Source organism: Herbaspirillum sp. C9C3 (assembly GCF_013359625.1).
In the GTDB taxonomy this organism is placed as follows: domain Bacteria; phylum Pseudomonadota; class Gammaproteobacteria; order Burkholderiales; family Burkholderiaceae_D; genus Herbaspirillum.
Genome location: NZ_JABFMQ010000025.1, coordinates 1 through 24,938 on the forward strand (window position 1 = coordinate 1; position 24,938 = coordinate 24,938).

38 protein-coding genes are annotated in these 24,938 nt (G+C 59.7%); 37 read left to right on the forward strand and 1 reads right to left on the reverse strand.

Translation table 11 applies throughout. The annotated features are described in order from the left end of the window. The 35 genes from HNO82_RS18510 to HNO82_RS18680 form a co-directional block, all read left to right on the forward strand. On the forward strand, nucleotides 1-125 hold a 125-nt coding region (locus HNO82_RS18510), incomplete at its 5' end, for an EF-Tu C-terminal domain-related protein (RefSeq protein WP_488928512.1). Nucleotides 126-223: 98 nt separating this feature from the next. Next, nucleotides 224-541, forward strand: a complete 318-nt coding sequence (gene rpsJ, locus HNO82_RS18515) for a 30S ribosomal protein S10 (RefSeq protein ID WP_006464935.1) — start codon at nucleotides 224-226, stop codon at nucleotides 539-541. Nucleotides 542-692: 151 nt separating this feature from the next. Beyond that, a complete protein-coding gene (rplC, locus tag HNO82_RS18520; RefSeq protein WP_013232185.1) occupies nucleotides 693-1,361 on the forward strand; it encodes a 50S ribosomal protein L3 in 669 nt (222 codons plus the stop codon). Between the two features lie 2 nt (nucleotides 1,362-1,363). Beyond that, nucleotides 1,364-1,984: a 50S ribosomal protein L4 gene (gene rplD / locus HNO82_RS18525; protein WP_006464933.1), complete on the forward strand. Its 621-nt coding sequence runs from the start codon at nucleotides 1,364-1,366 to the stop codon at nucleotides 1,982-1,984. Then, nucleotides 1,981-2,298 carry a 50S ribosomal protein L23 gene (gene rplW, locus HNO82_RS18530; RefSeq protein WP_006464932.1) on the forward strand — a complete coding sequence of 106 codons (318 nt, stop codon included), beginning with the start codon at nucleotides 1,981-1,983 and terminating at the stop codon, nucleotides 2,296-2,298. Before rplD ends, rplW begins: the two co-directional genes overlap by 4 nt. Then, entirely contained in the window at nucleotides 2,298-3,125 is an 828-nt protein-coding gene (rplB, locus tag HNO82_RS18535) for a 50S ribosomal protein L2 (protein WP_006464931.1), read from the forward strand. Before rplW ends, rplB begins: the two co-directional genes overlap by 1 nt. A gap of 10 nt (nucleotides 3,126-3,135) precedes the next feature. Next, entirely contained in the window at nucleotides 3,136-3,411 is a 276-nt protein-coding gene (gene rpsS / locus HNO82_RS18540) for a 30S ribosomal protein S19 (RefSeq protein ID WP_006464930.1), read from the forward strand. Between the two features lie 6 nt (nucleotides 3,412-3,417). Continuing rightward, the gene (rplV, locus tag HNO82_RS18545; RefSeq protein WP_008334132.1) at nucleotides 3,418-3,750 is read left to right on the forward strand and encodes a 50S ribosomal protein L22; all 333 of its coding nucleotides are present in this window, start codon (nucleotides 3,418-3,420) and stop codon (nucleotides 3,748-3,750) included. A gap of 9 nt (nucleotides 3,751-3,759) precedes the next feature. Beyond that, the gene (rpsC, locus tag HNO82_RS18550) at nucleotides 3,760-4,578 is read left to right on the forward strand and encodes a 30S ribosomal protein S3 (protein ID WP_008334135.1); all 819 of its coding nucleotides are present in this window, start codon (nucleotides 3,760-3,762) and stop codon (nucleotides 4,576-4,578) included. Between the two features lie 2 nt (nucleotides 4,579-4,580). Next, the gene (gene rplP, locus HNO82_RS18555) at nucleotides 4,581-5,000 is read left to right on the forward strand and encodes a 50S ribosomal protein L16 (RefSeq protein WP_008334136.1); all 420 of its coding nucleotides are present in this window, start codon (nucleotides 4,581-4,583) and stop codon (nucleotides 4,998-5,000) included. Between the two features lie 13 nt (nucleotides 5,001-5,013). Continuing rightward, nucleotides 5,014-5,208, forward strand: coding sequence for a 50S ribosomal protein L29 (rpmC, locus tag HNO82_RS18560; protein ID WP_006464926.1), 195 nt, complete (start codon nucleotides 5,014-5,016; stop codon nucleotides 5,206-5,208). After that, on the forward strand, nucleotides 5,205-5,477 hold the full coding sequence (gene rpsQ, locus HNO82_RS18565) for a 30S ribosomal protein S17 (protein WP_008334137.1): 273 nt from the start codon (nucleotides 5,205-5,207) through the stop codon (nucleotides 5,475-5,477). Before rpmC ends, rpsQ begins: the two co-directional genes overlap by 4 nt. 196 nt (nucleotides 5,478-5,673) lie before the next feature. Next, entirely contained in the window at nucleotides 5,674-6,042 is a 369-nt protein-coding gene (rplN, locus tag HNO82_RS18570; RefSeq protein ID WP_006464924.1) for a 50S ribosomal protein L14, read from the forward strand. A gap of 9 nt (nucleotides 6,043-6,051) precedes the next feature. Beyond that, nucleotides 6,052-6,366 carry a 50S ribosomal protein L24 gene (gene rplX, locus HNO82_RS18575; RefSeq protein ID WP_034339785.1) on the forward strand — a complete coding sequence of 105 codons (315 nt, stop codon included), beginning with the start codon at nucleotides 6,052-6,054 and terminating at the stop codon, nucleotides 6,364-6,366. A gap of 5 nt (nucleotides 6,367-6,371) precedes the next feature. Then, the gene (rplE, locus tag HNO82_RS18580) at nucleotides 6,372-6,911 is read left to right on the forward strand and encodes a 50S ribosomal protein L5 (protein ID WP_006464922.1); all 540 of its coding nucleotides are present in this window, start codon (nucleotides 6,372-6,374) and stop codon (nucleotides 6,909-6,911) included. 7 nt (nucleotides 6,912-6,918) lie between these two features. Next, on the forward strand, nucleotides 6,919-7,224 hold the full coding sequence (rpsN, locus tag HNO82_RS18585) for a 30S ribosomal protein S14 (protein ID WP_008334139.1): 306 nt from the start codon (nucleotides 6,919-6,921) through the stop codon (nucleotides 7,222-7,224). 14 nt (nucleotides 7,225-7,238) lie between these two features. Next, on the forward strand, nucleotides 7,239-7,634 hold the full coding sequence (gene rpsH, locus HNO82_RS18590; RefSeq protein WP_006464920.1) for a 30S ribosomal protein S8: 396 nt from the start codon (nucleotides 7,239-7,241) through the stop codon (nucleotides 7,632-7,634). 10 nt (nucleotides 7,635-7,644) lie between these two features. After that, entirely contained in the window at nucleotides 7,645-8,178 is a 534-nt protein-coding gene (gene rplF, locus HNO82_RS18595) for a 50S ribosomal protein L6 (RefSeq protein ID WP_008334141.1), read from the forward strand. 12 nt (nucleotides 8,179-8,190) lie between these two features. Next, complete coding sequence (gene rplR / locus HNO82_RS18600; protein ID WP_008334143.1) at nucleotides 8,191-8,553, forward strand: 50S ribosomal protein L18; 363 nt, start codon at nucleotides 8,191-8,193, stop codon at nucleotides 8,551-8,553. Between the two features lie 12 nt (nucleotides 8,554-8,565). After that, nucleotides 8,566-9,084, forward strand: coding sequence for a 30S ribosomal protein S5 (gene rpsE, locus HNO82_RS18605; RefSeq protein WP_006464917.1), 519 nt, complete (start codon nucleotides 8,566-8,568; stop codon nucleotides 9,082-9,084). 10 nt (nucleotides 9,085-9,094) lie between these two features. Continuing rightward, nucleotides 9,095-9,274 carry a 50S ribosomal protein L30 gene (gene rpmD, locus HNO82_RS18610; RefSeq protein WP_006464916.1) on the forward strand — a complete coding sequence of 60 codons (180 nt, stop codon included), beginning with the start codon at nucleotides 9,095-9,097 and terminating at the stop codon, nucleotides 9,272-9,274. Nucleotides 9,275-9,300: 26 nt separating this feature from the next. Then, on the forward strand, nucleotides 9,301-9,735 hold the full coding sequence (gene rplO, locus HNO82_RS18615) for a 50S ribosomal protein L15 (protein ID WP_008334147.1): 435 nt from the start codon (nucleotides 9,301-9,303) through the stop codon (nucleotides 9,733-9,735). 19 nt (nucleotides 9,736-9,754) lie between these two features. Continuing rightward, complete coding sequence (gene secY, locus HNO82_RS18620; RefSeq protein ID WP_034351560.1) at nucleotides 9,755-11,086, forward strand: preprotein translocase subunit SecY; 1,332 nt, start codon at nucleotides 9,755-9,757, stop codon at nucleotides 11,084-11,086. A gap of 33 nt (nucleotides 11,087-11,119) precedes the next feature. Beyond that, complete coding sequence (gene infA, locus HNO82_RS18625) at nucleotides 11,120-11,338, forward strand: translation initiation factor IF-1 (protein WP_005663428.1); 219 nt, start codon at nucleotides 11,120-11,122, stop codon at nucleotides 11,336-11,338. Between the two features lie 30 nt (nucleotides 11,339-11,368). Beyond that, nucleotides 11,369-11,482, forward strand: a complete 114-nt coding sequence (gene rpmJ, locus HNO82_RS18630; RefSeq protein ID WP_006464913.1) for a 50S ribosomal protein L36 — start codon at nucleotides 11,369-11,371, stop codon at nucleotides 11,480-11,482. A 28-nt stretch (nucleotides 11,483-11,510) separates the two neighbouring features. Continuing rightward, nucleotides 11,511-11,876: a 30S ribosomal protein S13 gene (rpsM, locus tag HNO82_RS18635; protein ID WP_006464912.1), complete on the forward strand. Its 366-nt coding sequence runs from the start codon at nucleotides 11,511-11,513 to the stop codon at nucleotides 11,874-11,876. 42 nt (nucleotides 11,877-11,918) lie between these two features. Continuing rightward, nucleotides 11,919-12,323: a 30S ribosomal protein S11 gene (gene rpsK / locus HNO82_RS18640; protein WP_006464911.1), complete on the forward strand. Its 405-nt coding sequence runs from the start codon at nucleotides 11,919-11,921 to the stop codon at nucleotides 12,321-12,323. A 162-nt stretch (nucleotides 12,324-12,485) separates the two neighbouring features. Continuing rightward, nucleotides 12,486-13,109 (forward strand): 30S ribosomal protein S4, encoded by a 624-nt coding sequence (gene rpsD, locus HNO82_RS18645; RefSeq protein WP_008334157.1) that lies wholly within the window; start codon nucleotides 12,486-12,488, stop codon nucleotides 13,107-13,109. Nucleotides 13,110-13,215: 106 nt separating this feature from the next. Further along, nucleotides 13,216-14,193 (forward strand): DNA-directed RNA polymerase subunit alpha, encoded by a 978-nt coding sequence (locus HNO82_RS18650; protein WP_077234959.1) that lies wholly within the window; start codon nucleotides 13,216-13,218, stop codon nucleotides 14,191-14,193. Nucleotides 14,194-14,380: 187 nt separating this feature from the next. Then, complete coding sequence (gene rplQ / locus HNO82_RS18655) at nucleotides 14,381-14,776, forward strand: 50S ribosomal protein L17 (RefSeq protein WP_008334167.1); 396 nt, start codon at nucleotides 14,381-14,383, stop codon at nucleotides 14,774-14,776. Between the two features lie 150 nt (nucleotides 14,777-14,926). After that, nucleotides 14,927-15,274, forward strand: coding sequence for a divalent-cation tolerance protein CutA (gene cutA, locus HNO82_RS18660; RefSeq protein WP_175344711.1), 348 nt, complete (start codon nucleotides 14,927-14,929; stop codon nucleotides 15,272-15,274). A gap of 34 nt (nucleotides 15,275-15,308) precedes the next feature. Beyond that, nucleotides 15,309-17,099, forward strand: a complete 1,791-nt coding sequence (dsbD, locus tag HNO82_RS18665) for a protein-disulfide reductase DsbD (RefSeq protein WP_249777045.1) — start codon at nucleotides 15,309-15,311, stop codon at nucleotides 17,097-17,099. 111 nt (nucleotides 17,100-17,210) lie between these two features. Beyond that, nucleotides 17,211-17,849 (forward strand): peroxiredoxin, encoded by a 639-nt coding sequence (locus tag HNO82_RS18670; RefSeq protein WP_008334172.1) that lies wholly within the window; start codon nucleotides 17,211-17,213, stop codon nucleotides 17,847-17,849. Between the two features lie 909 nt (nucleotides 17,850-18,758). After that, entirely contained in the window at nucleotides 18,759-19,868 is a 1,110-nt protein-coding gene (locus HNO82_RS18675; RefSeq protein ID WP_175344713.1) for a DUF4150 domain-containing protein, read from the forward strand. A gap of 6 nt (nucleotides 19,869-19,874) precedes the next feature. Further along, nucleotides 19,875-20,855 carry a type VI immunity family protein gene (locus HNO82_RS18680; RefSeq protein ID WP_175344714.1) on the forward strand — a complete coding sequence of 327 codons (981 nt, stop codon included), beginning with the start codon at nucleotides 19,875-19,877 and terminating at the stop codon, nucleotides 20,853-20,855. Between the two features lie 10 nt (nucleotides 20,856-20,865). On the opposite strand, the gene HNO82_RS18685 is transcribed toward HNO82_RS18680, so the two are convergent. Then, entirely contained in the window at nucleotides 20,866-21,810 is a 945-nt protein-coding gene (locus HNO82_RS18685) for a LysR substrate-binding domain-containing protein (protein WP_175344715.1), read from the reverse strand. A gap of 218 nt (nucleotides 21,811-22,028) precedes the next feature. Here HNO82_RS18685 and gbd point away from each other — a divergent pair, with 218 nt between their 5' ends. Together gbd and HNO82_RS18695 are read left to right on the forward strand one after the other, a co-directional pair. After that, nucleotides 22,029-23,168 carry a 4-hydroxybutyrate dehydrogenase gene (gene gbd / locus HNO82_RS18690; protein ID WP_175344716.1) on the forward strand — a complete coding sequence of 380 codons (1,140 nt, stop codon included), beginning with the start codon at nucleotides 22,029-22,031 and terminating at the stop codon, nucleotides 23,166-23,168. Nucleotides 23,169-23,308: 140 nt separating this feature from the next. Beyond that, nucleotides 23,309-24,898, forward strand: a complete 1,590-nt coding sequence (locus HNO82_RS18695) for an aldehyde dehydrogenase (NADP(+)) (RefSeq protein WP_175344717.1) — start codon at nucleotides 23,309-23,311, stop codon at nucleotides 24,896-24,898. The last annotated feature ends 40 nt before the right edge of the window (nucleotides 24,899-24,938 follow it).

The following is a 24,938-nucleotide window of genomic DNA, read 5'->3' on the forward strand; positions in this document are numbered from 1 at the left end:
GCGACAACGTGTCGATCACCGTGCAACTGATCAACCCGATCGCCATGGAAGAAGGCCTGCGCTTCGCTATCCGTGAAGGCGGCCGTACCGTCGGCGCCGGCGTGGTTGCCAAGATCTTCGACTAATCGTCGGATCAGCAGTAGCAGTACCCAGTAACACCAGTCGCATTTTTAACATCGCCGGGGGTGATCCCCATCCCCGGTTCGTTCTTTAAAGGAAAATCATGTCGGTTCCTAGCCAAAAAATCCGTATCCGTCTGAAAGCTTTCGACTATCGTCTGATCGACCAGTCCGCACTGGAAATCGTTGACACCGCCAAGCGTACCGGCGCTGTCGTCAAGGGCCCGGTTCCCCTGCCGACCCGCATCCAGCGCTTCGACGTCCTGCGTTCGCCGCACGTCAACAAGACCTCCCGCGATCAGTTCGAAATCCGTACCCATCAGCGCCTGATGGATATCGTCGATCCGACCGACAAGACGGTTGACGCATTGATGAAGCTGGACCTGCCCGCTGGCGTTGATGTTGAAATCAAGCTGCAGTAATCAGCTGGCATAGTGTTGGAAAAGCGCACAACCTCGGTTGTGCGCTTTTGTTTTACGGGCTATAATGCTCGGCTTCGATGTGGGTTTTGCGTTTGCAAGACCCATAATTTATGGTAGTACGAACATCAGCCCCGCCCAATCGCAGGCGGGAATGGAGAAAACAATGAGCCTGGGCCTTGTTGGTCGCAAGGTTGGTATGATGCGCATCTTCACGGAAGATGGGGATTCGATCCCTGTGACCGTGCTGGACGTGTCCAACAACCGCGTGACTCAAATCAAAACGCCTGAAGTGGATGGTTATTCCGCTGTTCAGGTGACCTTCGGTCAACGCCGCGCTTCGCGCGTGGTGAAAGCCGCCGCCGGCCACTTCGCCAAAGCTGGCGTCGAGGCAGGTACTGTCCTCAAAGAATTCCGTGTTGACGCTTCCAAGGCTGCCGAACTGAAGGCTGGCGACGTCGTTGGCATCGGCATGTTTGAAGCTGGCCAGAAAGTCGACGTGCAAGGCGTGTCGATCGGTAAGGGCTACGCCGGTACCATCAAGCGTTACAACTTCTCGTCGGGTCGCGCGACCCACGGTAACTCCCGCTCGCACAACGTTCCTGGCTCCATCGGTATGGCGCAGGATCCGGGCCGCGTGTTCCCCGGCAAGCGCATGACCGGTCATCTGGGTGATGTCAAGACCACCGTCCAGAACCTGGAAATCGCCCGTGTGGACGCAGAGCGTCAGCTGCTGCTGGTCAAGGGTGCCGTTCCTGGCGCCAAGAACGGTCAAGTGATCGTTTCGCCGGCAGTCAAAGTCAAAGCGAAGAAGGGGGCTTAATAATGGAACTGAAGCTCCTGAATGACCAAGGTCAAGCTGCTTCGAACGTCGCCGCACCGGATACCATTTTCGGTCGTGACTACAACGAAGCCCTGATCCACCAGGTCGTGGTTGCCTACCAAGCCAACGCTCGTAGCGGCAATCGCAAGCAAAAGGATCGTGAAGAAGTCAGCCACACCACCAAGAAGCCCTGGCGTCAAAAGGGTACTGGCCGTGCACGTGCCGGTATGTCCTCGTCGCCTCTGTGGCGCGGTGGTGGCCGTATCTTCCCGAACTCGCCTGACGAAAACTTCACCCACAAGGTCAACAAGAAGATGTATCGCGCAGGTGTCTGCTCGATCCTGTCCCAGTTGGCTCGTGAAGGCCGCCTGTCGGTCGTCGAAGAGTTCGCCGTCGAAGCCCCGAAGACCAAGCTGCTGGCCCAGAAGTTGAAGGGCATGGGCATGGAATCGGTGCTGGTTATTACCGACAGCCTGGACGAAAAGCTGCTGCTGGCCTCGCGCAACCTGCCGGGTGTGCTGGTGGTCGAGCCGCGTCAAGCTGATCCCGTGTCGCTGGTGTACTTCAAGAATGTCTTGATCACCAAGCCGGCTCTGGCAAAGATTGAGGAGTTGCTGGCATGAACGCAATCGTGAAACATAGCGAAGAGCGCCTGATGAAGGTGCTGCTGGCACCGGTGATCTCCGAAAAGGCAACCTTTGTCGCCGAGAAGAACGAGCAAGTCGTCTTCCTGGTCGCCAAGGACGCCACCAAGCTGGAAGTCAAGGCCGCCGTCGAACTGCTGTTCAAGGTGGAAGTGGAATCGGTGCAAGTCGCCAACCGTCAGGGCAAGCAGAAGCGCTCGCGCAACGGTATGGGCCGCCGCAACCACACCCGCCGTGCTTTCGTCAGCCTGAAGCCGGGTCAAGAAATCAACTTCACCGAGGAGGCTAAATAATGGCACTCGTAAAAGTGAAGCCGACCTCGCCCGGTCGGCGCGGCATGGTCAAGGTCGTCAATCCCGACCTGTACAAGGGCCGTCCGCTGGCATCGCTGGTCGAAAAGAAGTCCAAGACCGCCGGCCGTAACAACAACGGCCACATCACCACCCGCCACATCGGCGGTGGTCACAAGCAGCACTACCGTGTTGTCGACTTCCGTCGCAACAAGGATGGTATCCCTGCCAAGGTTGAGCGTATCGAATACGACCCGAACCGTACCGCGCACATCGCACTGCTGTGCTACGCGGACGGCGAGCGCAAGTACATCATCGCTCCCAAGGGCGTGTCGGTTGGCGATCAGCTGATCAGCGGTTCTGAAGCTCCGATCAAGTCGGGCAACACTCTGCCGATCCGCAACATCCCCGTCGGTACCACCATCCACTGCGTGGAAATGCTGCCGGGCAAGGGCGCGCAAATCGCCCGTACCGCCGGCGCCGCTGTCGTGCTGATGGCACGTGAAGGCACCTACGCCCAGGTTCGTCTGCGCTCCGGTGAAGTGCGTCGCGTTCACATCGAATGCCGCGCCACCATCGGTGAAGTCGGTAACGGCGAGCACAACCTGCGCAAGATCGGTAAGGCCGGTGCAACCCGTTGGCGCGGTGTGCGTCCGACCGTTCGTGGCGTTGTCATGAACCCGGTGGATCACCCGCACGGTGGTGGTGAAGGCAAGACCGCCGCTGGTCGTCACCCGGTTTCCCCGTGGGGCCAGCAGACCAAGGGCAAGAAGACTCGTAGCAACAAGCGTACGACTTCGATGATTGTCTCGCGTCGCGGCAAGAAATAAAGGATAAAACATGACACGTTCATTGAAAAAAGGTCCTTTCTGCGACGCCCACCTGGTGAAAAAGGTTGAGGCTGCCCAGGCTACCAAGGACAAGAAGCCGATCAAGACCTGGTCGCGTCGTTCGACCATCATGCCGGACTTCATCGGCCTGACGATTGCCGTGCACAATGGCAAGGCACACGTGCCGGTCTATGTGTCGGAAAACATGGTTGGTCACAAGCTCGGCGAATTCGCGCTGACCCGTACTTTCAAGGGTCACGCTGCCGATAAGAAGGCTAAGAAATAAGGTCCTATGATGGAAACTAAAGCTACTCTGCGCGGTGTGCACCTGTCGGCCCAGAAAGGCCGCCTGGTTGCAGACCTGATCCGCGGTAAAAAAGTTGATCAGGCACTGAATATCTTGGCCTTCAGCCCCAAGAAGGGCGCGGTCATCATCAAGAAGGTTCTGGAGTCCGCTATCGCGAACGCCGAACACAACGATGGTGCCGACATTGACGAGCTGAAAGTCAAGACCATTTATGTGGAAAAGGGTGCGGTCCTCAAGCGCTTCACGGCGCGTGCTAAGGGCCGTGGTGATCGTATTTCCAAGCAGTCGTGTCACATTTACGTGACCGTCGGAAACTAAGGAGTCACGATGGGACAGAAGATTCATCCAACCGGTTTCCGTCTGGCGGTTACGCGTAACTGGGGCTCGCGTTGGTATGCAGGCAACAACAACTTTGCCGACATGCTCAACGAGGACCTGAAGGTCCGTGCTTACCTGAAGAAGAAGCTGAAGAACGCTTCGGTTGGCCGCGTGGTCATCGAGCGTCCGGCCAAGAACGCCCGCATCACCATTTACAGCTCCCGTCCGGGCGTTGTGATCGGCAAGAAGGGCGAGGACATCGAAGTGCTGAAGTCGGCACTGGCCAAGCTGATGGGCGTGCCCGTGCACGTCAACATCGAAGAAATCCGCAAGCCGGAAGCCGATGCTCAGCTGATCGCTGACTCGATCTGCCAGCAGCTGGAAAAGCGCATCATGTTCCGTCGCGCCATGAAGCGTGCGATGCAGAACGCCATGCGCCTGGGCGCTCAAGGCATCAAGATCATGTCGTCGGGTCGTCTGAACGGCATCGAAATCGCACGTACCGAATGGTACCGCGAAGGTCGCGTGCCTCTGCACACCCTGCGCGCCGATATCGATTATGGCTTCGGCGAAGCTGAAACCACCTACGGCATCATCGGTGTGAAGGTGTGGGTCTACAAGGGCGATCGCCTGGCAAACGGCGAATCGCCGGTGCTGGTCGGCGAACTGGAAGACGACAAGAAGCGTCGTGGTCCCCGTCGTGACGACGGCAAGCCGGGTGCACGTCCCCGCTCCAAGACTGGTGCTCCTGGCGCCGGTGCAAAGCGTGGCGGTGGTCGTCCTCAAGCTGCCGATGCCGGTGTATCGGCTGAGAAAGCAGGAGAATAATCATGCTGCAACCAGCACGTAGAAAATATCGTAAAGAACAAAAAGGTCGTAACACCGGCATTTCGCACACCCGCGGAACTGCCGTCTCGTTCGGCGATTTTGGTCTGAAGGCAACCGGCCGCGGCCGTATCACTGCCCGTCAGATCGAAGCTGCTCGTCGTGCGATGACCCGTCACATCAAGCGCGGTGGTCGTATCTGGATCCGCGTCTTCCCGGACAAGCCAATTTCCCAGAAGCCCGCAGAAGTGCGTATGGGTAACGGCAAGGGTAATCCGGAGTACTACGTGGCTGAAATCCAGCCGGGTAAGGTACTGTACGAGATGGACGGTGTGGACGAAGCCCTGGCGCGCGAGGCGTTCCGTTTGGCTGCTGCCAAATTGCCGCTGTCGACGACTTTCGTTGTTCGCCAAGTCGGTCAATAATTAGGAGCGGAACATGAAAGCATCTGAACTCCGCGGTAAGGACAAGGCAGGACTGGAAAAGGAACTGGGCGAGCTGTTGAAAGCTCAGTTCAGCCTGCGCATGCAAATTGCGACCCAGCAACTGAACAATACCGCACAGCTGAAGAAGGTACGTCGCGACATCGCACGTGTGAAAACTGTGATCAACTCGAAGGATGGCCAACAATGAACGATCAAGTGAAACAAGCGCTCAAGCGCACGCTGATTGGCAAAGTTGTGTCGGACAAGATGGATAAGACCGTCACTGTCGAAATCGAGCGTCAAATGAAGCACCCGCTGTATGGCAAGATCATCAAGCGCACCAAGAAGTACCACGCGCATGATGAGCAAAACTCGGCGAAGGCCGGCGATGTGGTGGAAATCACCGAAAGCCGTCCGATCTCCAAGACGAAGGCGTGGACTGTGACCCGTGTGGTACAGGAAGCACAAATCGTTTAAGCAGTAAAGGTAGTACTTGCGTGCTCGATATTATGGTGCCATAATATCGAGCTCTTTCTTTGCAAAATAAAGTTTGCGAAGAGAGGCTCAAGAGTAGCTCTATTCGTCCCCTAACTAGCGAGTTCGCTTGCTAACAGGACCAAGACTGACCGCCAGCGCATCCTGCGAAGCGGATTAAGTTGGGAAAGAAAATATCATGATTCAAACTGAAAGCCGGCTCGAAGTGGCCGACAACACTGGTGCGCGTGAAGTTCTGTGCATCAAGGTCTTGGGTGGTTCCAAGCGCCGCTATGCGGGCATTGGCGATGTGATCAAGGTTACTGTCAAGAGCGCAGCGCCGCGTGGTCGCGTCAAGAAGGGTGAAATTTATAACGCTGTCGTCGTTCGCACCGCCAAGGGCGTGCGTCGTCAGGATGGTTCGCTGGTCAAGTTCGATGGTAATGCTGCCGTCCTGCTGAACGCCAAGCTGGAGCCCATCGGCACCCGTATCTTTGGGCCGGTGACTCGTGAGCTGCGTACAGAGCGCTTCATGAAGATCGTCTCCCTGGCGCCTGAAGTTCTGTAAGGAGTAGTCATGGCAAAGATTCGTAAAAACGATGAAGTCATCGTGTTGACCGGCAAAGACAAGGGCAAGCGCGGTGTCGTGACTGCTCGTGTGGACGCCGATTATGTCATCGTGGAAGGCGTGAACGTCGCAAAGAAGGCGACCCGTCCGAACCCGATGACGGGTGCAACTGGCGGCATCGTCGATAAGCTGATGCCAATTCATGTGTCGAACGTCGCGTTGTTCAACGCTGCGACCGGCAAGGCAGATCGTGTGGCTTACAAGGAAGTGGACGGCAAGAAGGTCCGCGCTTACAAGTCCAACGGCGAAGTCGTTAAGGTTTAAACATCATGGCACGTCTTCAACAGTTTTATAAAGATAAGGTCGTCGCCGATCTGACTACGAAGTATTCGTACAAGTCGGTGATGGAAGTTCCGCGCATCCTGAAGATCACCCTGAACATGGGTCTGTCCGAAGCAGTTGCGGACAAGAAGATCATCGAGCACGCCGTTGGCGATCTGACCAAGATCGCTGGCCAGAAGCCGGTGGTGACCAAGGCTCGCAAGGCTATCGCAGGTTTCAAGATCCGCGAAGGCTACCCGATCGGCTGCATGGTGACCCTGCGTGGCGCCCGCATGTACGAATTCCTGGATCGTCTGATCACCGTGGCCCTGCCGCGCGTGCGTGACTTCCGTGGCGTGTCGGGTCGTGCGTTCGATGGTCGTGGCAACTACAACATCGGTGTGAAAGAGCAGATCATCTTCCCCGAAATTGAGTACGACAAGATCGATGCACTGCGTGGCATGAACATCAGCATCACCACGACTGCAAAGACCGACGACGAAGCGAAGGCGCTTCTCGCCGCATTTAAATTCCCGTTCAGAAACTGAGGATGCCATGGCAAAACTGGCACTGATTAACCGTGAACAGAAGCGCGCAGAAATGGTGAAGAAGTATGCTGCCAAGCGCGCCGAGTTGAAGGCTATTATCGACGACCAATCGAAGTCGGAAGAAGAGCGTTACGAAGCCCGCCTGAAGCTGCAGGCTCTGCCGCGTAACTCCGCTCCGACCCGTCAGCGCAACCGTTGCGCACTGACTGGCCGTCCCCGTGGTACTTTCCGCAAGTTCGGATTGGGCCGTATCAAGGTCCGTGAAATCGCCATGCGCGGCGAAATCCCGGGTTTGACCAAAGCTAGCTGGTAATAGGAGAAGAAGCAATGAGTATGAGCGATCCTATCGCCGATATGCTGACCCGTATCCGCAATGCGCAAGGCGTGAACAAGACTACCGTCGTCATGCCGTCTTCCAAAGTGAAGGTCGCCATTGCCAACGTCCTCAAGGACGAGGGCTATATCGAAGATTTCGCCGTTGTTGCCGCTGATGGCAAGGCTGAATTGAAAATCGGTTTGAAGTATTACGCTGGCCGTCCGGTCATCGAGCGCCTGGAGCGCGTGTCCCGTCCGGGTCTGCGCATCTACAAGGGCAAGGACGATATCCCCAACGTCATGAACGGCCTGGGTGTGGCAATCGTGTCCACCCCGCGCGGCGTGATGACTGATCGCAAAGCACGCGCAACCGGTGTCGGTGGCGAAGTGATTTGCTACGTGGCCTAAGGAGTGCAAGATGTCTCGTGTAGGTAAAATGCCTGTTGCACTGCCGAATGGCGCGGAAGCGACCATCACTGCAGAGCAAATCACCGTCAAGGGCCCGCTGGGCTCCTTGACCCAACCGCTGACCAAGAAGGTCAAGGTGGTCAACAACAATGGCTCGCTGAGCTTCGAAGTGGCTGATGACAGCCGCGAAGCCAACGCGATGTCGGGCACCCTGCGTGCTCTGGTCAACAACATGGTCAACGGCGTCACCAAGGGCTTCGAAAAGAAGCTGAACCTGGTTGGCGTGGGTTTCCGTGCACAAGCACAAGGCGACAAGCTGAACCTGTCGCTGGGCTTCTCGCACCCCATCGTTCACCAGATGCCCGCCGGCATCAAGGTTGAGACCCCGACCCAGACCGAAATCCTGATCAAGGGTATCGATCGCCAGGTGGTTGGCCAGGTCGCCGCTGAAATTCGCGCGTACCGCGAACCCGAACCCTACAAGGGCAAGGGTGTGCGCTACGCTGACGAAGTGGTGACGCTCAAAGAAACCAAGAAGAAGTAATAGGGGTTGACGATGGACAAGAAACAATCTCGCCTGCGCCGTGCGACTCAGACTCGCGCCAAGATCGCAGAACTGAAGGTGAATCGTCTGGCTGTGCACCGTACCAACACGCACATCTACGCCAGCGTCATCGGCCCCGACGCCAACGTGCTGGCTTCCGCTTCCACCCTGGAAGCAGAAGTCCGCGCCCAGCTGGCAGGTCAGACCGGCAAGGGCGGCAATGCTGCCGCTGCTGCCCTGATCGGCAAGCGCGTGGCGGAGAAGGCTCTGAAGGCCGGTGTGACTGAAGTCGCATTCGACCGCTCCGGTTTCCGTTATCACGGTCGCGTCAAGGCGCTGGCTGAGGCTGCGCGTGAAGCCGGCCTGAAGTTCTAAGGATTATCGATCATGGCAAAAATGCAATCGAAAACGCAAAGCGACAAGCCTGATGACGGCATGCGCGAAAAAATGATCGCGGTCAACCGCGTCACCAAGGTGGTGAAGGGCGGCCGCATCATGGGTTTCGCAGCGCTGGCAGTGGTCGGTGACGGCGATGGCCGTATCGGCATGGGCAAGGGCAAGTCCAAGGAAGTGCCCGTGGCCGTGCAGAAGGCGATGGAAGAAGCTCGTCGCAAGCTGATCAAGGTGACCCTGAAGAACGGTACCGTGCAACACACCGTCATCGGCAAGCACGGCGCTTCGTCGGTGATGATCTCGCCGGCCAAGGACGGTACTGGCGTCATCGCCGGTGGTCCGATGCGCGCGATCTTCGAGGTGATGGGCGTGACCAACGTGGTGGCCAAGTCGACTGGTTCGACCAACCCCTACAACATGGTCCGTGCCACCCTGGACGGTCTGTCGAAGATGAACACTCCGGCTGAAATTGCTGCCAAGCGCGGCAAGTCGGTCGAAGAAATCCTGGGCTAAGGTGATCGAGATGGCTAACACAATCAAAGTCAAGCTGGTCAAGGGTCTGATCGGTACTCGTCAGGACCACCGCGCTACCGTGCGCGGTCTGGGTCTGCGTCGCGTCAACTCGGTGTCCGAACTGGAAGACACCCCGTCGGTGCGCGGCATGATCAACAAAGTGTCCTATCTTGTGAAAGTTGTGTCGTAAGCCGCGGCTTGCGAACGGAGCGAATCATGCAATTAAACACTATCCAACCCGCAGACGGCGCCAAGCACGCTAAGCGTCGCGTCGGTCGTGGTATCGGCTCTGGCCTGGGCAAGACCGCTGGTCGCGGCCACAAGGGTCAGAAGTCGCGTTCGGGCGGTTTCCACAAGGTCGGCTTTGAAGGCGGCCAGATGCCCCTGCAACGTCGTCTGCCCAAGCGCGGTTTCAAGTCGCTGGCTACGCCTTACAAGGCTGAAGTGCGCCTGTCCGACCTGGAAAAGCTGCCCGTCGCCGAGATCGACGTGCTGGCACTGAAGCAAGCCGGCCTCGTGTCGGAACTGGCTCGTGTCGTGCGTATCATCAAGGCTGGCGAACTGACCAAGAAGGTAACCGTCAAGGGTCTGATCGCAACCGCTGGTGCCAAGGCCGCTATTGAAGCTGCCGGTGGTTCCATCGCTGAGTGATCCGGTCCCGGAGCATTAATTGGCAACTACTCCTCAATTAGCAAAAGGCGCCGCAAAAGGATTCCCCTGGGGTCGTTTGTGGTTCCTGCTGGGGGCGTTGATCGTTTATCGCATCGGTGCACATATCCCGGTTCCGGGTATTGATCCGACGCAGTTGGCGCAGCTGTTCAAGCAGAATCAGGGCGGCATTCTGGGCATGTTCAACATGTTCTCCGGTGGTGCCCTGTCGCGTTTTACGATCTTCGCACTGGGGATCATGCCGTATATCTCGGCATCGATCATCATGCAGCTGCTGTCGGTGGTTTCGCCGCAGCTGGAAGCATTGAAGAAAGAGGGTGAAGCCGGTCGTCGCAAGATCACGCAGTACACCCGTTACGGCACCCTGGTGCTGGCGACCTTCCAGGCGCTGGGCATTGCGGTGGCGCTGGAATCGCAAGCCGGCCTGGTGCTGGATCCGGGTCTGGCCTTCCGTCTGACCACGGTGGTGACCTTGATTACCGGTACGATGTTCCTGATGTGGCTGGGTGAACAGATCACTGAGCGTGGTCTGGGCAATGGCATCTCGATCATCATCTTCGCCGGTATTGCGGCGGGTCTGCCGAATGCTCTGGGTGGCCTGTTCGAGCTGGTTCGTACCGGTTCGATGAATGCCCTCTCGGCAATCCTGATCTGTGCGATCGTGGCGCTGGTAACGTTCCTGGTGGTCTTCATCGAACGTGGTCAGCGCAAGATCCTGGTGAATTATGCGAAGCGTCAGGTCGGCAACAAGATCTACGGTGGCCAGAGCAGCCACTTGCCGCTGAAGCTGAACATGGCTGGTGTGATTCCGCCGATCTTTGCATCGTCGATCATTCTGTTCCCGGCCACGATCACCAGCTGGTTCACCTCCGGTGATACGTCGAACCCCTTCATTCGTTTCCTGAAGGATCTGGCGGCATCGATGGCACCAGGCGAACCGATCCATGCGTTGCTGTATGCGGTAGCTATCGTCTTCTTCTGCTTCTTCTACACCGCACTGGTGTTCAACAGCAAGGAAACGGCAGACAACCTGAAGAAGAGTGGTGCGTTTGTTCCGGGTATCCGTCCGGGTGACCAGACCGCGCGTTATATCGACAAGATCTTGATGCGCCTGACCCTGGCCGGCGCCGTGTACATCACCCTGGTGTGCCTGCTGCCAGAGTTCCTGATCGCACGCTGGAAGGTTCCGTTCTACTTCGGTGGCACATCGCTGCTGATCATTGTGGTCGTGACGATGGATTTCATGGCCCAAGTGCAGAACTATGTGATGTCTCAGCAGTATGAATCGTTGCTCCGCAAAGCTAATTTCAAGGGTGGCATGACACCGCGATAAGCGGGCTCATGCTCCAGAGGAAGAAGACACGGAATGGCAAAAGACGACGTTATTCAGATGCAGGGCGAGATTCTTGAAAATCTGCCCAACGCGACATTCAGGGTTAAGTTGGAAAACGGTCACGTTGTACTCGGCCATATTTCCGGCAAGATGCGCATGAATTACATCCGTATCTTGCCCGGCGATAAGGTAACGGTGGAACTGACGCCTTACGATTTGAGCCGGGCACGTATCGTGTTCCGAACCAAGTAACAGTGAAACATTGAAAGAAAGAGGGCCACAATGAAAGTGCTCGCATCAGTCAAGCGGATCTGCCGCAACTGCAAAATCATCAAGCGCAATGGCGTCGTTCGCGTGATCTGCACCGAACCCCGCCATAAGCAGCGCCAGGGTTAACTTAACGTTATTGATCGAGGAATAACGAATGGCACGTATTGCAGGGGTCAACATCCCCAACCATCAGCACACCGTGATCGGCCTGACCGCCATCTATGGTATTGGCCGTCCGCGCGCACAAGACATTTGCGCTGCTACCGGCGTTCCGACCAACAAGAAGGTCAAGGACCTGGACGATAACGAGCTGGAAAAGCTGCGTGACGAAATCGCCAAGTTCGTCGTGGAAGGCGATCTGCGCCGTGAGTTGTCCATGAACATCAAGCGTTTGATGGACCTGGGTTGCTACCGCGGCCTGCGTCACCGTCGTGGTCTGCCGGTCCGTGGTCAACGCACCCGCACCAACGCCCGTACTCGCAAGGGTCCGCGCAAGGCCGCTCAATCGCTGAAGAAATAATCCCGGCAGGCGCAAGCACTGGTCGGATTCAAGGAAGAAATTATGGCAAAGTCCCCCAACAACGCAGCAGCATCGCGTGTTCGCAAGAAAGTCAAGAAGAACGTTGCTGAAGGCATCGCGCACGTTCACGCTTCGTTCAACAACACCATCATCACGATCACCGACCGTCAGGGCAACGCTCTGTCGTGGGCAACTTCGGGTGGTGCTGGCTTCAAGGGTTCGCGCAAGTCGACTCCGTTCGCAGCCCAGGTCGCCGCTGAAAGCGCCGGCAAGGTTGCCATCGAATGCGGCATCAAGAACCTGGAAGTGCGTATCAAGGGCCCCGGCCCGGGCCGTGAATCCGCAGTGCGCGCTCTGAACAACCTGGGCATCAAGATCACCCAGATCCAGGACGTGACTCCGGTCCCGCACAACGGCTGCCGTCCGCCGAAGCGCCGTCGCATCTAAGTTGTAGTATAATCTTGCGCTTTCGCCTGTTCGTCAGGCAAAAGCGCAGGCAAATCACCCGCCAATCACCTTGGCGGGTTTTGTTCTTAAGACCACTGTCTGGCCGCATGCAGGTCAGACTAGCGTCCGGCAACATGGGACGTCATTGATAAAGGAAATACCGTGGCACGTTATATCGGACCGAAAGCAAAACTCTCCCGCCGCGAAGGCACCGACCTGTTCCTGAAGAGCGCACGCCGCTCGCTGGATTCCAAGTGCAAGCTGGATTCCAAGCCGGGTCAACACGGCCGCACCTCGGGCGCCCGCACCTCCGACTACGGCAACCAGCTGCGTGAAAAGCAGAAGGTCAAGCGCATGTACGGCGTCCTCGAGCGTCAGTTCCGCCGCTACTTCGCTGAAGCCGACCGCCGCAAGGGCAACACCGGCGAAACCCTGCTGAAGCTGCTGGAATCCCGTCTGGACAACGTCGTCTACCGCATGGGCTTCGGCTCGACCCGCGCTGAAGCGCGTCAGCTGGTGTCCCACAAGGCCCTGACCGTGAACGGTCAAGTCGTCAACATCGCTTCGTACTCCGTCAAGGCTGGCGACGTCATCGCCATCCGTGAAAAGGCCAAGAAGCAAGTGCGTATCGCCGAAGCCCTGTCGCTGGCCGAATCGAACGGTTTCCCGCAGTGGGTTTCCGTGGATTCGAAGAAGCTGGAAGGCACCTTCAAGTCCTCGCCGGACCGTAGCGAAATCGCTGCCGACGTCAACGAATCGCTGATCGTCGAACTGTACTCGCGTTAATTCGTAGTACCGCCGTACCCCTGTGCCCACCTCATGGTGGGCATTTTTCCGAACTGCCATCAGCCTTATCGGTGTAACGAGCCGAGGGTATTGAAAAGGACAATTCATGCAAAACAGTTTGTTGAAGCCCCGCATCATCGAAGTGGAAACCCTGGCCCCCGGTCACGCAAAGGTCGTGATGGAGCCGTTCGAGCGTGGTTACGGTCACACCCTGGGCAACGCGCTGCGTCGCGTCCTGCTGTCGACCATGAGCGGTTACGCTCCCACCGAAGTCACCATCGCTGGCGTCGTGCACGAGTACTCCTCGCTGGACGGTGTGCAGGAAGACGTGGTCGACATTCTGCTGAACCTGAAGGGCGTGGTCTTCAAGCTGCACAACCGTGACGAAGTCACCCTGACCCTGAAGAAGGAAGGCGAAGGCGCCGTCCTGGCTTCCGATATCGATCTGCCGCACGACGTCGAACTGATCAACCCGGATCACATCATCGCCAACCTGACCGGTGGCGGCAAGCTGGACATGCAGATCAAGGTCGAAAAGGGCCGTGGCTACGTGCCGGGCAACGTGCGTCGCCTGTCCGAAGACACCAACAAGACCATCGGCCGCATCATTCTGGATGCGTCGTTTTCGCCCGTGCGTCGCGTGTCCTACGCGGTCGAATCCGCGCGTGTGGAACAGCGTACCGACCTGGACAAGCTGGTCATGAACATCGAGACCAACGGCGTCATCACCCCGGAAGAAGCGATCCGCCAGTCGGCGCGCGTGCTGGTTGATCAACTCAACGTGTTCGCTGCCTTGGAAGGCACCGAAGCGACTGCCGAAGCACCGTCGCGCGCACCGCAGGTCGATCCTATCCTGCTGCGTCCGGTCGACGACCTGGAACTGACCGTCCGTTCGGCAAACTGCCTGAAGGCCGAGAACATCTACTACATCGGCGACCTGATCCAGCGCAGCGAGAACGAACTGCTGAAGACCCCGAACCTGGGTCGCAAGTCGTTGAACGAAATCAAGGAAGTCCTGGCTTCGCGTGGCCTGACCCTGGGCATGAAGCTGGAAAACTGGCCGCCGGCTGGTCTGGAAAAGTAATTCATGTCACCTGGCGGGCTGCGGTGCAAGCCGCACCGCCAGGCTGGCTTGAGGCTGTACCTGAAGTAGTCGTCACATCCGTAGCAAAGAACTTTTATCCGATATTTACCGGTCCGCGGTCCGGACAGCCCAGCTGGCCTGCCGATAGAAGAACTGGATCAAAACTGTAACCTGAAAGGAAATTACCATGCGTCACCGTCACGGTCTCCGCAAACTGAATCGTACTTCGTCCCACCGTCTGGCCATGCTGCGCAACATGACTGTTTCTCTGCTGCGTCATGAAGCCATCAAGACCACCCTGCCGAAGGCCAAGGAACTGCGCCGCGTCGTCGAGCCGATCCTGACCCTGGGCAAGACCGACACCCTGGCCAACAAGCGCCTGGCCTTCAACCGCCTGCGCGACCGCGAAATCGTCGGCAAGCTGTTCTCCGAACTGGGCCCGCGCTACGCTGCCCGTAACGGCGGCTACCTGCGCATCCTGAAGATGGGCTTCCGCCAAGGCGACAACGCACCGATGGCCTTCGTTGAGCTGGTCGATCGTCCGGAAGTCACCGACGCTGCTGACGCGCCGACCGCTGAATAATTCACCGGACGTTGCATCACCAGGAAAAAGCCAGGCTCTGCCTGGCTTTTTTGTTTTGCGCGCCTGCATTTTCTTTCATCCGCTTGCTGAGCGCCGTCACGCCCGGGCTCTGGATGTGGTTGAATACGGTCTCTGCAAGGAGAGCTTTCCATGTCCGCATCCCTGTTGAATCAACCACTGCTGGTACTGGCCAATGTGCCCGACCAGGCCCTGGCCGAACGCATTGCCGATGCGCTGGTAGAACAGGGCCTGGCCGCTTGCGTCAATGTGCTGGCGCCGGTACGGTCGGTCTATCGCTGGCAGGGCAAGGTTGAGCGCGATACCGAGATCCCCTTGCTGATCAAGACGACCCAGGCGCGCTATCAAGAGCTGGAGCAGGCTATCGTCCGGGCCCACCCCTACGACGTGCCGGAGATCATTGCCTTGCCTATCGCCGCGGGCCTGCCGGCCTACCTGGCGTGGATGCAGGATGAGACCGCACGGCCCCTGCGCGTGTAAGCACAGACCACCCCCTTTCGAACGAGGACTACCGTTGAATCGCATCAACCGGCGCGAGCGCCTGACAAGATTTCCCCTGCTGGTCGTGCTGGCGCTCGTGGCGCTGCTCGGCCTGCTGGTGGCCAAGGCCGCCAGGGCGGCGGATGATTACCTGCCGCCCGAACAAGCCTTCCAGCTCAGCGGCCGCATGATCGATGCCCAGACCCTGGAGCTGAGTTATCGCATCGCCGATGGCTACTACATGTACCGGGATCGCTTTCACTTCAGCGCCGACGGCGCCACGCTGGGGGAACCCCGGTTTCCGGAGGGTAAACGCAAGTATGACGAAAACTTCCAGAAGGAGGTCGAAACCTACCACCAGGCGGTGACCGTACGTATTCCGGTCAGCGGTGCAGTGAAGGATTTTGTCATTTCGGCCGTGTCGCAAGGTTGTGCCGACAAGGGCTTGTGTTATCCACCGATGACCTTGAAGCTGTCCCTGTCGCCTCAGGCCATCGGCCAGAGCGTGAGTCCGGTCGGTACGGGCGCTGAAGCGGCCGGCTCCGGTGGCAGTGATGTTGACCGCATCACCGCCGTGCTCAGGGCAGGCAAGCTGTGGCCTGTCCTCACGCTATTCTTCTTGTTGGGCATCGGCTTGTCCTTTACGCCCTGCGTGTTGCCGATGCTGCCGATCCTGTCGTCCATCATCGTTGGGCAGCAGTCGACGACGGGGGGCAGCCGGGGCCGCAGCTTCCTGCTTTCGGTGGATTACTCGCTCGGCATGGCGCTGGTCTATACCGCCTTGGGCGTAGCGGCCGGGATGCTGGGAGAAGGCCTGTCCGCCTACCTGCAGAATCCCTGGGTACTGGGTGCCTTCGCACTCCTGATGGCCGGACTGGCCTTGTCAATGTTCGATCTCTACACGCTGCAGGTACCCGCTTCGCTGCAATCCAGATTATCCACAGCCTCTGGCGGTGGCAGTGGCAAATGGCTGGGCGTATTCCTGATGGGCGCGATCTCGGCATTGATCGTCGGCCCGTGCGTAGCTGCCCCGCTGGCCGGTGCGCTGCTCTATATCAGCCAGACCGGCAATGTCGTGCTGGGTGGTAGCGCCCTGTTTGCGATGGCGGCGGGCATGAGCGTGCCGCTGCTGCTGATCGGCGCCTCGGCCGGCACACTGCTGCCGCGTGCCGGGGCCTGGATGGATGCGGTCAAGCGCTTCTTTGGCGTGTTGATGCTGGGCACGGCGCTGTGGATGGTGTCGCCGGTCATCCCGGCCTGGCTGCAGGTGGCAGGCTGGGCCGCGCTGGGCATCGGCTATGGCGCCTTCCTGCTGTGGACGCGTCCGGCCGGATGGATGTCCCGTGCGCTCGGGCTGGCGGTGGTCACCCTGGGCTTGTTGCAGCTGGTCAGTGTCGCCACGGGTGGGCGCGATCCACTGACACCGCTGTCGCATCTGCGTGGACAGTTGGTCGCCGCAGGGGCTACCGACTTCGTGCGCATCCGTTCCGGTGCCGAGCTCGATGCCGCGCTACAGCAAAATGCTGCCGGTGAGCGTCGTCCCGTCATGCTGGATTTCTATGCCGATTGGTGCGTGTCCTGCAAGGAAATGGAACGCTTCACCTTCAGCGATGCCCGCGTGAAGGAACGTTTTGGCCAGATGCTGCTGCTGCAGATCGACGTGACCGCCAACAATGTCGATGACCGCGCCATGTTGAAACGTTTCGATCTGTTCGGCCCGCCTGGCATCATGTTCTTCGATGCCGATGGCCGGGAACTGGCGCAGCGTCGTGTGATCGGTTATCAGGATGCAGACAAGTTCATTTCGACCCTGCAGAACCTGTAATTGCTCATTGCATCACGTTATTTGAAAACCACTTTATAGTCGTTGGCCGCGGGCTGGCCTCGCGTTATAGTCAACCTTCCCGTTTTCACTCGTTCAACCAAGGAGACCATCATGACGCTGCGCCTGGGCGATACCGCACCGGATTTCGAGCAAGAATCCTCGATCGGCAAGATCAAATTCCACGACTGGGCGGGAGACTCCTGGGTCGTGCTGTTTTCGCACCCGGCCGACTTCACGCCGGTCTGCACCACCGAGCTGGGGCTGACAGCCAAGCTCAAGCCCGAATTCGACAAGCGCAACGTCAAGGCCATCGCCCTGTCGGTGGATGGTGCCGAGGCCCACAACCAGTGGATCAAGGACATCGAGGAAACCCAGCAGACCGTGGTCGGCTTCCCCATCGTGGCCGACGTGGACAAGAAGGTGGCGGGTCTGTACGACATGATCCACCCCAACCAGTCCGAAACTGCGACCGTGCGGTCGCTCTTCATCATCGACCCGAAGAAGAAGGTGCGCCTCATCATCACCTACCCGATGAGCACCGGTCGCAACTTCGACGAAGTGCTGCGCGTCATCGATGCCCTGCAACTGACCGACGGTTATACCGTGGCCACCCCGGGCAACTGGAAGGATGGCGACGACGTCATCATCCCGTTGTCGATCAAGGATGAGGAAGTCATCAAGCAGAAGTATCCCAAGGGCTACAAGTCGCCGCGTCCGTACCTGCGCATTACGCCGCAGCCGAACAAGTAAGCCTGTTCCGCTGTACGGCCCGAAAGCGCTTCTGAGGGAGCGCTTTACGATGAGGCATGACAACCCCGTGTTTGCGAACACGGGGTTTTTTATGCGCAGAGGAATCGTACGTAGCTGGCCGAAGGTGCAATAGCCAAGCGTTCTGGCGAAGACTTGATAGAACGATTTCTAGGAGGTTTTTCGAGAGCCGTGGACCTTTTCACCGCTTCGGCTCCGCCTGCTGTCCTGAGCCTTATCGAGCGCAAACGATCTTGATAACGTATTCCGTTTCGCCAATTTGGAGACGGTATGGGAAGCAGGTCCATTTGCTGTGCAGTCGACACGACTGCAAACGCTGACGCGGGAGTCGGCGCTGGCAAAAACGATGGCGCTCGCAGCCAATGCTGAGCGTCAGGCAAGCTGCAGCCCTCCCTGATTTGGTGGCGACGACCGCTGAGAAACTGACTGACCGCCATACGGATCAGTTGGCCTTCGGATGGCGTCGTCGGCCTGATCGCCTGGCCAACCCGGCGTTGGACTTCGCCGATCTTGTTGCTTACGACGACCGCATGCAGGCGTCATTGACCGCGCTGGTTCACCTGGGAGAGCCCGCACGGCAACACCTGCGCAAGCTCTTTGGCGAACCGGTGCGCAGCGCCGAGCTGTTCGCGGTGACTTGCTATGCACTGGCCACGCTGGATGCGGAGCTCTTCGACGCTGTCAGCGCACTGAGCACTGCGATCCCTGACTTGATGCCCGCGAGGGTGGCTGCGTTGCAGTGGGCACCGGACTCTGCGCTGCTGACATCGGCCATCGACTGCCTGTCCATGGCGCAGCAACTCAAACTGGTTGGTCTGCACAACCGCCAATGGCCCGACCTGGAGGAACGGGTACTGGCTTGTCTGCGGAGAACCTTCCGGAGATTCGCGCATGGCGATCACCATCAACGTCAACGGTCTGAGCCTGTGCCATCACGGCAGTGGCGGGGTCAGCCACAACACGCTGCCCAATGTGTGCAAGACGCCCGACAAGGGCATCCCGCTGCCCTACCAGAACGAGGCCTACTCGCGCGACCTCATCAAGGGGACCGTCAGCGTGTTCGCCGACGGCGGCAACAGCATTGCCAAGGATGGTAGCCAATTCGCCAGGAGTGTGTTCGACGAAGCCGGGTCGATGGGGGGCGTGGTCTCCGGCACCCATTCGGCCGAGACCGACTGGATCAGCCACTCCTTCGACGTATTCTTCGAGGGCAGGCCCGCCTGCCGGCTCACCGACAAGCTGTTCATGAATTACCGCAACACCGTGAACATGGCCGGGCTGAAGCAGCGTGATCTGCCCAAGCCGGATCAGGACTTTTTCGACGAGATTTGCGAGCTGGCCTGCGAATGCTGGAATACCCACAAAAAAGACGGGCCGCAGCCGCTGCCAAAGGGGCATACGTTCCAGGAATGGATGCGCAAGAAAATCGATGACAAGTACTACGGCGGGCCGGCCAACGCCCGCAACGGTCGTTATCCCAATCCCGATGCCCGCATGTGGCGTGAAGTGTCCTTCGACCGAGGCAACAACTGGGAGATGATCGGCAGCAAGTCCAACCCGGGCCTGCCCAGCTCGCAATACCCTTGGGCCGATTCACGCCGTCTGGACGTCGCCCGTATCGGACCGGATGGCAAGGTGATCAAAATCTTCGATGTGAAGTTTGGGAAGGATCCGCTCACAGACGATGCGGCCAGGGACTACCGCAAGATTGCCGAAAGACACACGGGTAGCAAAAAGAATTTCGAGAAGTTCGAAGTCAGTAAACGCTGTAACTGCGACGACGAGCCTCCCTCGCAACATCCGGCACCGGTCACGGCGGCTGAGCCCAAGAAGAGCCTCATCGACCATTTCGGCGACGCGATCCACTCGAGCACCGGTGTGCAGTTGACAGGAGGGCTATTGGTGCTCGCGCTGATCATTCCGAAGCTACGCAGATCTTCCCGCCTCGCAATGCCATCCCCATCCCTTGACCGCATTCCGCACTATCAACCAGGAGAATAACTTCCTATGGACATCAACCAAGCCGTCGCTGAACTTGTAAAGCGCGAAGGCGGTATCTGCATTTTTGACAAGATTGCATTCCCTCTGCCCTACAACACCGATGCCGTCGCCTGCAAATTCGGTCTGGGGGCCGAGCTTTATATGGTGCCGACGGATCAGCCCGTGCTACGCCAGCGTGCTCTGGAATTCTTGGTGGATTATTGGAAGACTTTTCCGGACAAGGTAAACCGCTTTTTGGCCCGAGACACGAGACGGGCAGTCAAGTTCTCTGGCGACCCTCGCGGCCGTATTCAAGCCGATATTGACCTTCCGCCGCTAAATGGTTACGGCGCGGCGCTCATGGGCATGGTGGACATTGGCGTGAAGATTGACAATGTTAATCCGTACCGAGCCGATGTACTTGTCCGCCGCGCAGAACAACGCGAGCTTTCCTGTGTAACTGCTCATTTTCAAATCTGTAACGGCCAGGGCAAGACAAACTTCGACGTGCTGCTCGCTGCCACCCTGCGCTGGTGCGCTATTTGCCAGCCGGTACATGGTAGTGCAGGGTGTGCCTTCGTATTCGAGAACGACCAAAAGAGTGAGTACACCCAACAACTGTTCAAACGCTTTCCGGGGTTCGATTTCCAGGATGGAGGGTGGTTCGCCTTGGAGGCCCAAGACGTTCATTACCGCATCAAATGTGTGAACTGGCTGACCGTGCTATGTGATGCGCTGGTTGAAGAATTGGGAGGACGCGACAAGATGCGAGCGGCGCTGGAGCCGGTGTGCGAGGTGCACGACTACCCCGGCGGAGTGGTGATCCAGGCCGGAGCCTTTCCGCAGATCGGCGACACCTGGCGTGATGAGGTTCCGGAAGCCTACAGGTTGGTGGCCCGCTATACCAAAGCGATCCGGTTCGAAGCGTACCGCGAAGGTCTGTTCCGCGTCCCGCAGGGTCTGGACGACAATGAAGAAACCCTCGCATGGATTCGGCGCTTCGATTGACTCGGCCGAGTCAGCCCGACGCCGCCACCCCGCGCGCAAATCCATCCACGAACAACCGCGCCACCGGCGACAGGAGCGTCCCGCGCCGCGTCACCAGCTGATAGGGCTCGCTGCGCGTATGCAGCTTCAGCGGCAGGATGCGCGTCATGCCGAAGCGCGTGCAGAACTGCGCCACATCCACCGACAGCAGCGCCACGAAGTGCGGATTCTTCTGCAGCAGCGACAAGGTGGTGAAGGCCGAGGTGGTTTCCATCAGGTGCAGCGGGAAGCGCAGGTCGGCATCATGGAATTCGCGCTCCAGCGTCAGGCGCATGGGCATGTTGGCCGAATAGACCACCCAGCGCGAATCGGCCAGGTCGGCCAGTTGCAGGCTCTGTGCCCCGGCCAGCGGATGTTGCACGCTGGCTACCACAGCCAGCTCTTCGTCATGGATGTTGAAGGCGTCATACAGGTCCGGGCGCTGGCTGATGCTGGTGCGGCAGATCGCCAGGTCCAGCCGCCCCTGGTCCAGCAGGCGCAGCAGCCGCGCACTGGTGTCTTCGACAATTTCCACCGACAGCGTCGGATGCGCCTCCAGCAATTGCGTGAGCGCATCCGTCAAGAGCGGCACCGCGCCCATGATGGTGCCCACGGCCAGCCGTCCACCGTGGCCTTGCATGATGGATAACATTTCTTCACGCAGGTGAGTCAGGTCGGTCTGGATCAGCCGCGCATAGCGGATCACGCAATGGCCCAGCTCGGTGGCCTCCAGTCCGCGATTGGTGCGGGTGAACAATTGCGCACCGAGCGTGCTCTCGATTTCCTGCAAGGCCTTGCTGGCGCCCGGCTGGGTCAGCGCCACCTGCTCGGCCGCCTTGAGCAGGGAACCATGGTCGGACAGCGCGATGAGCAGCCGCAACTGGCGCAGGTGCAGGCGCGAGGTGATGGAGGCCAGCGAGGGCAAGGTGGTGTGCATGGAAATCATCCTCAAAGAAGCCACTAGAACATGGGTTCTAGTATGAGCGTTGGTTATACCCATATCAACAGCTCTCATTAGCCAAGCAGCCCCTGATGGCTTAGAGTCTGACTTTCCAAAGCGGGTCCCCTATTGGGAAACGCTGGCTCCTGCAGGGTTTCTGAGCAAGCCCGCCGATGGCGGACCCGGTGGAGACATCTATAAATCAAGGCTATGTAATGGCACTCATCAACTACATTACCCAGGTGCAGTTCGACTATGGCGCGCTGGCGCTGCTGCAGCAGGAATGCGACCGCCTGGGTATCAAGAAGCCGCTGGTGGTGACCGACATGGGCATCCGCAACGCCGGCCTGCTGGACAAGGTCCTGGGCCAGCTCAAGGAAGGTGCCAGCGCAGTGGTCTATGACCAGACACCGCCCAACCCCAACGAAGGCGCAGTGCGCGCGGCGGTGATGCTGTTCCGCCAACAGGGTTGTGACGGCATCGTGGCCGTCGGCGGCGGTTCCTCCATCGACCTGGCCAAGGGCGTAGCCGTGTGCGGCACCCACGAAGGCCCGCTGAAATCCTTTGCCCTCATCGAAGGCGGCCTGGCCAACATTACGGCCAAGACCGCACCGGTGATCGCCATTCCGACCACCGCCGGCACCGGCAGCGAAGTCGGCCGGGGCGCCATCCTGATCCTCGACGATGGCCGCAAGGTCGGCATCATCTCACCGCACCTGGTCCCCAAGCTGGCCATCTGCGACCCCGAACTGACCCTGGGCCTGCCGCCGCTGATGACGGCCGCCACCGGCATGGATGCCATCGCGCACTGCCTGGAGACCTTCATGGCCCCGGCCTTCAACCCGCCTGCCGACGGCATCGCCCTGGACGGCCTGTGGCGCGCCTGGGCGCACATCGAGCGCGCTACCCGTGAACCGGGTGACCGCCAAGCGCGGCTGAACATGATGAGCGCCTCCATGCAGGGCGCCATGGCCTTCCAGAAGGGATTGGGTTGCGTACACAGCCTGTCGCACTCGCTGGGCGGCATCAATCCCAAGCTGCACCACGGCACCCTGAACGCGATCTTCCTGCCGGCCATCATTGCCTTCAATGAAAGCGCGCCCAGCATGGTCAAGGACAACAAGATGGCCCGCATGGCCCACGCCATGGGCCTGGCCAGCGGTGCCGAGATCGGTCCGGCGATCCGCGACATGAGCCGTCGCCTGGGTTTGCCGGCTGGCCTGGGCGAGCTGGGCGTGAGCCAATCGCAGTTCCCGCAGATCATCCAGGGCGCGCTGGCCGACCATAGCCACAAGACCAATCCGCGTGAGGCCTCGGAACAGGATTACCTGAACATGCTGCAGCAATCCATGTGATGGCCGACAATCGACAGCGCGGGCAGGCCATGAGCGGCCTGCCTCGCACCTTCCCCTCAGCTGCTCCCGCCTCGCGCGGGCGCAGCTTTCTTGCCTGACCCGACCCCGGGCGGCATCAACGACACCAGCAGGAGCACAACGTGAGTGACAAGATCCTAGGACACAACTACATCGGCGGCCAGCGCAGCGGCCAGGGCGACGTCGCCCTGCACAGCGTGGACGCGACCACCGGCGCGCTCTTCGAGACGCCCTTCCTGACCGCCACCGAGCAGGAAGTCGCCGCCGCCGTGGATGCGGCCGAGAAGGCCTATCCGCTGTACCGCGCCGTTGCCGCCGAACAGCGCGCGCTGTTCCTGGAAGCCATCGCCGACGAGATCGATGCCCTGGGCGACGACTTCCTGGCGGCCGTGGCCCGTGAAACCGCCCTGCCGGCCACCCCGCGCCTGGCCGGCGAGCGCGCCCGTACCAGCGGCCAGATGCGCCTGTTCGCCAAGGTCCTGCGCCGCGGCGACTTCTACGGTGCCCGCATCGATACCGCCCTGCCGCAACGCCAGCCGCTGCCGCGTCCGGACATCCGCCAGTACAAGATCGGCGTGGGCCCGGTGGCCGTGTTCGGTGCCAGCAACTTCCCGCTGGCCTTCTCGGTGGCCGGTGGTGATACCGCTGCCGCCCTGGCGGCCGGCTGCCCGGTGGTGTTCAAGGCCCACAGCGGCCACCTGGTCACCTCCGAACTGGTGGCCAATGCCATCGAGCGCGCCGTCAAGAAGACCGGCATGCCGGCCGGCACCTTCAACATGATCTACGGTGATCGCGTCGGTGCCCAGCTGGTCAAGAGCGCCGGCATCCAGGCCGTGGGCTTTACCGGCTCGCTGCGCGGTGGCCGCGCCCTGTGCGACATGGCCGCAGCGCGTCCGCAGCCGATCCCGGTGTTTGCCGAGATGTCCAGCATCAACCCCATCATCCTGATGTCCGAAGCCCTGAAGGTGCGCGGTGACGCCATCGCCAAGGACCTGGCCGGCTCCGTCACGGTCGGCGTGGGCCAGCTGTGCACCAGCCCGGGCCTGCTCCTGGGTGTGCGGTCGCCGGAACTGACTGCCTTCATCGAGAAGCTGTCGGCAGCCTTCGGCGGCAGCAATCCGGCCACCATGCTCAACAGCGGCGGCCTGACCCACTACAACGGCGGCGTTGCTCGCCTGACCCAGCTGCCGGGCGTGAAGGTCATCGCCACCGGCGGCACCAGCTACACCCAGGCCGTGCCACACCTGTTCAAGGCCGATGCCGCGCTGCTGTTCTCCAAGGAAGCGCCGCTGGAAGAAGAAGTCTTCGGCCCCTCCACCGTGATCGTCGAGCTGGAAAGCCGTGAGCAACTGCTGGACTTCGCCGCCAAGATGAACGGCCAGCTGACCGCCACCCTGCAAGCCGAAATCGGCGACCTGCAAGGCAACCAGGACCTCATTGCCATCCTCGAACAGAAGGCAGGCCGCCTGCTCTTGAACGGCTTCCCGACCGGTGTCGAGGTGTGCGATGCGATGGTGCACGGCGGCCCGTATCCGGCCACATCCGACGCCCGTGGCACTTCGGTGGGCACGCTGGCCATCGAGCGCTTCCTGCGCCCGGTGTGCTACCAGAACTACCCGGACGCGATGCTGCCGGCCGCACTGCAAAACGCCAACCCGCTGGGCCTGATGCGCCTGGTCGATGGCGAACAGACGCGCGCTACCGTCGGCTGATTGTCCGTACGCAAGACCGGACCGGCAAGGGACTGCCGGT

Bases quoted from the DNA above. Each gene is read 5' to 3' on its own strand.
- rpsH (WP_006464920.1), top strand. From the start codon at position 7,239: ATGAGTATGAGCGATCCTATCGCCGATATGCTGACCCGTATCCGCAAT.
- HNO82_RS18675 (WP_175344713.1), top strand. From the start codon at position 18,759: ATGGCGATCACCATCAACGTCAACGGTCTGAGCCTGTGCCATCACGGC.
- HNO82_RS18685 (WP_175344715.1), bottom strand. From the start codon at position 21,810: ATGCACACCACCTTGCCCTCGCTGGCCTCCATCACCTCGCGCCTGCAC.
- infA (WP_005663428.1), top strand. From the start codon at position 11,120: ATGGCAAAAGACGACGTTATTCAGATGCAGGGCGAGATTCTTGAAAAT.
- HNO82_RS18680 (WP_175344714.1), top strand. From the start codon at position 19,875: ATGGACATCAACCAAGCCGTCGCTGAACTTGTAAAGCGCGAAGGCGGT.
- rplX (WP_034339785.1), top strand. From the start codon at position 6,052: ATGGCAAAGATTCGTAAAAACGATGAAGTCATCGTGTTGACCGGCAAA.
- rpmD (WP_006464916.1), top strand. From the start codon at position 9,095: ATGGCTAACACAATCAAAGTCAAGCTGGTCAAGGGTCTGATCGGTACT.
- gbd (WP_175344716.1), top strand. From the start codon at position 22,029: ATGGCACTCATCAACTACATTACCCAGGTGCAGTTCGACTATGGCGCG.
- rpsJ (WP_006464935.1), top strand. From the start codon at position 224: ATGTCGGTTCCTAGCCAAAAAATCCGTATCCGTCTGAAAGCTTTCGAC.
- rplF (WP_008334141.1), top strand. From the start codon at position 7,645: ATGTCTCGTGTAGGTAAAATGCCTGTTGCACTGCCGAATGGCGCGGAA.
- rpmJ (WP_006464913.1), top strand. From the start codon at position 11,369: ATGAAAGTGCTCGCATCAGTCAAGCGGATCTGCCGCAACTGCAAAATC.
- rplQ (WP_008334167.1), top strand. From the start codon at position 14,381: ATGCGTCACCGTCACGGTCTCCGCAAACTGAATCGTACTTCGTCCCAC.
- rpsK (WP_006464911.1), top strand. From the start codon at position 11,919: ATGGCAAAGTCCCCCAACAACGCAGCAGCATCGCGTGTTCGCAAGAAA.
- rplV (WP_008334132.1), top strand. From the start codon at position 3,418: ATGATGGAAACTAAAGCTACTCTGCGCGGTGTGCACCTGTCGGCCCAG.
- cutA (WP_175344711.1), top strand. From the start codon at position 14,927: ATGTCCGCATCCCTGTTGAATCAACCACTGCTGGTACTGGCCAATGTG.
- rplB (WP_006464931.1), top strand. From the start codon at position 2,298: ATGGCACTCGTAAAAGTGAAGCCGACCTCGCCCGGTCGGCGCGGCATG.
- rpsE (WP_006464917.1), top strand. From the start codon at position 8,566: ATGGCAAAAATGCAATCGAAAACGCAAAGCGACAAGCCTGATGACGGC.
- HNO82_RS18650 (WP_077234959.1), top strand. From the start codon at position 13,216: ATGCAAAACAGTTTGTTGAAGCCCCGCATCATCGAAGTGGAAACCCTG.
- rplN (WP_006464924.1), top strand. From the start codon at position 5,674: ATGATTCAAACTGAAAGCCGGCTCGAAGTGGCCGACAACACTGGTGCG.
- rpsC (WP_008334135.1), top strand. From the start codon at position 3,760: ATGGGACAGAAGATTCATCCAACCGGTTTCCGTCTGGCGGTTACGCGT.
- rpsN (WP_008334139.1), top strand. From the start codon at position 6,919: ATGGCAAAACTGGCACTGATTAACCGTGAACAGAAGCGCGCAGAAATG.
- rplD (WP_006464933.1), top strand. From the start codon at position 1,364: ATGGAACTGAAGCTCCTGAATGACCAAGGTCAAGCTGCTTCGAACGTC.
- rpsQ (WP_008334137.1), top strand. From the start codon at position 5,205: ATGAACGATCAAGTGAAACAAGCGCTCAAGCGCACGCTGATTGGCAAA.
- rplE (WP_006464922.1), top strand. From the start codon at position 6,372: ATGGCACGTCTTCAACAGTTTTATAAAGATAAGGTCGTCGCCGATCTG.
- rplR (WP_008334143.1), top strand. From the start codon at position 8,191: ATGGACAAGAAACAATCTCGCCTGCGCCGTGCGACTCAGACTCGCGCC.
- HNO82_RS18670 (WP_008334172.1), top strand. From the start codon at position 17,211: ATGACGCTGCGCCTGGGCGATACCGCACCGGATTTCGAGCAAGAATCC.
- rpmC (WP_006464926.1), top strand. From the start codon at position 5,014: ATGAAAGCATCTGAACTCCGCGGTAAGGACAAGGCAGGACTGGAAAAG.
- rpsM (WP_006464912.1), top strand. From the start codon at position 11,511: ATGGCACGTATTGCAGGGGTCAACATCCCCAACCATCAGCACACCGTG.
- rpsS (WP_006464930.1), top strand. From the start codon at position 3,136: ATGACACGTTCATTGAAAAAAGGTCCTTTCTGCGACGCCCACCTGGTG.
- rplP (WP_008334136.1), top strand. From the start codon at position 4,581: ATGCTGCAACCAGCACGTAGAAAATATCGTAAAGAACAAAAAGGTCGT.
- rplC (WP_013232185.1), top strand. From the start codon at position 693: ATGGAGAAAACAATGAGCCTGGGCCTTGTTGGTCGCAAGGTTGGTATG.
- rplW (WP_006464932.1), top strand. From the start codon at position 1,981: ATGAACGCAATCGTGAAACATAGCGAAGAGCGCCTGATGAAGGTGCTG.
- rplO (WP_008334147.1), top strand. From the start codon at position 9,301: ATGCAATTAAACACTATCCAACCCGCAGACGGCGCCAAGCACGCTAAG.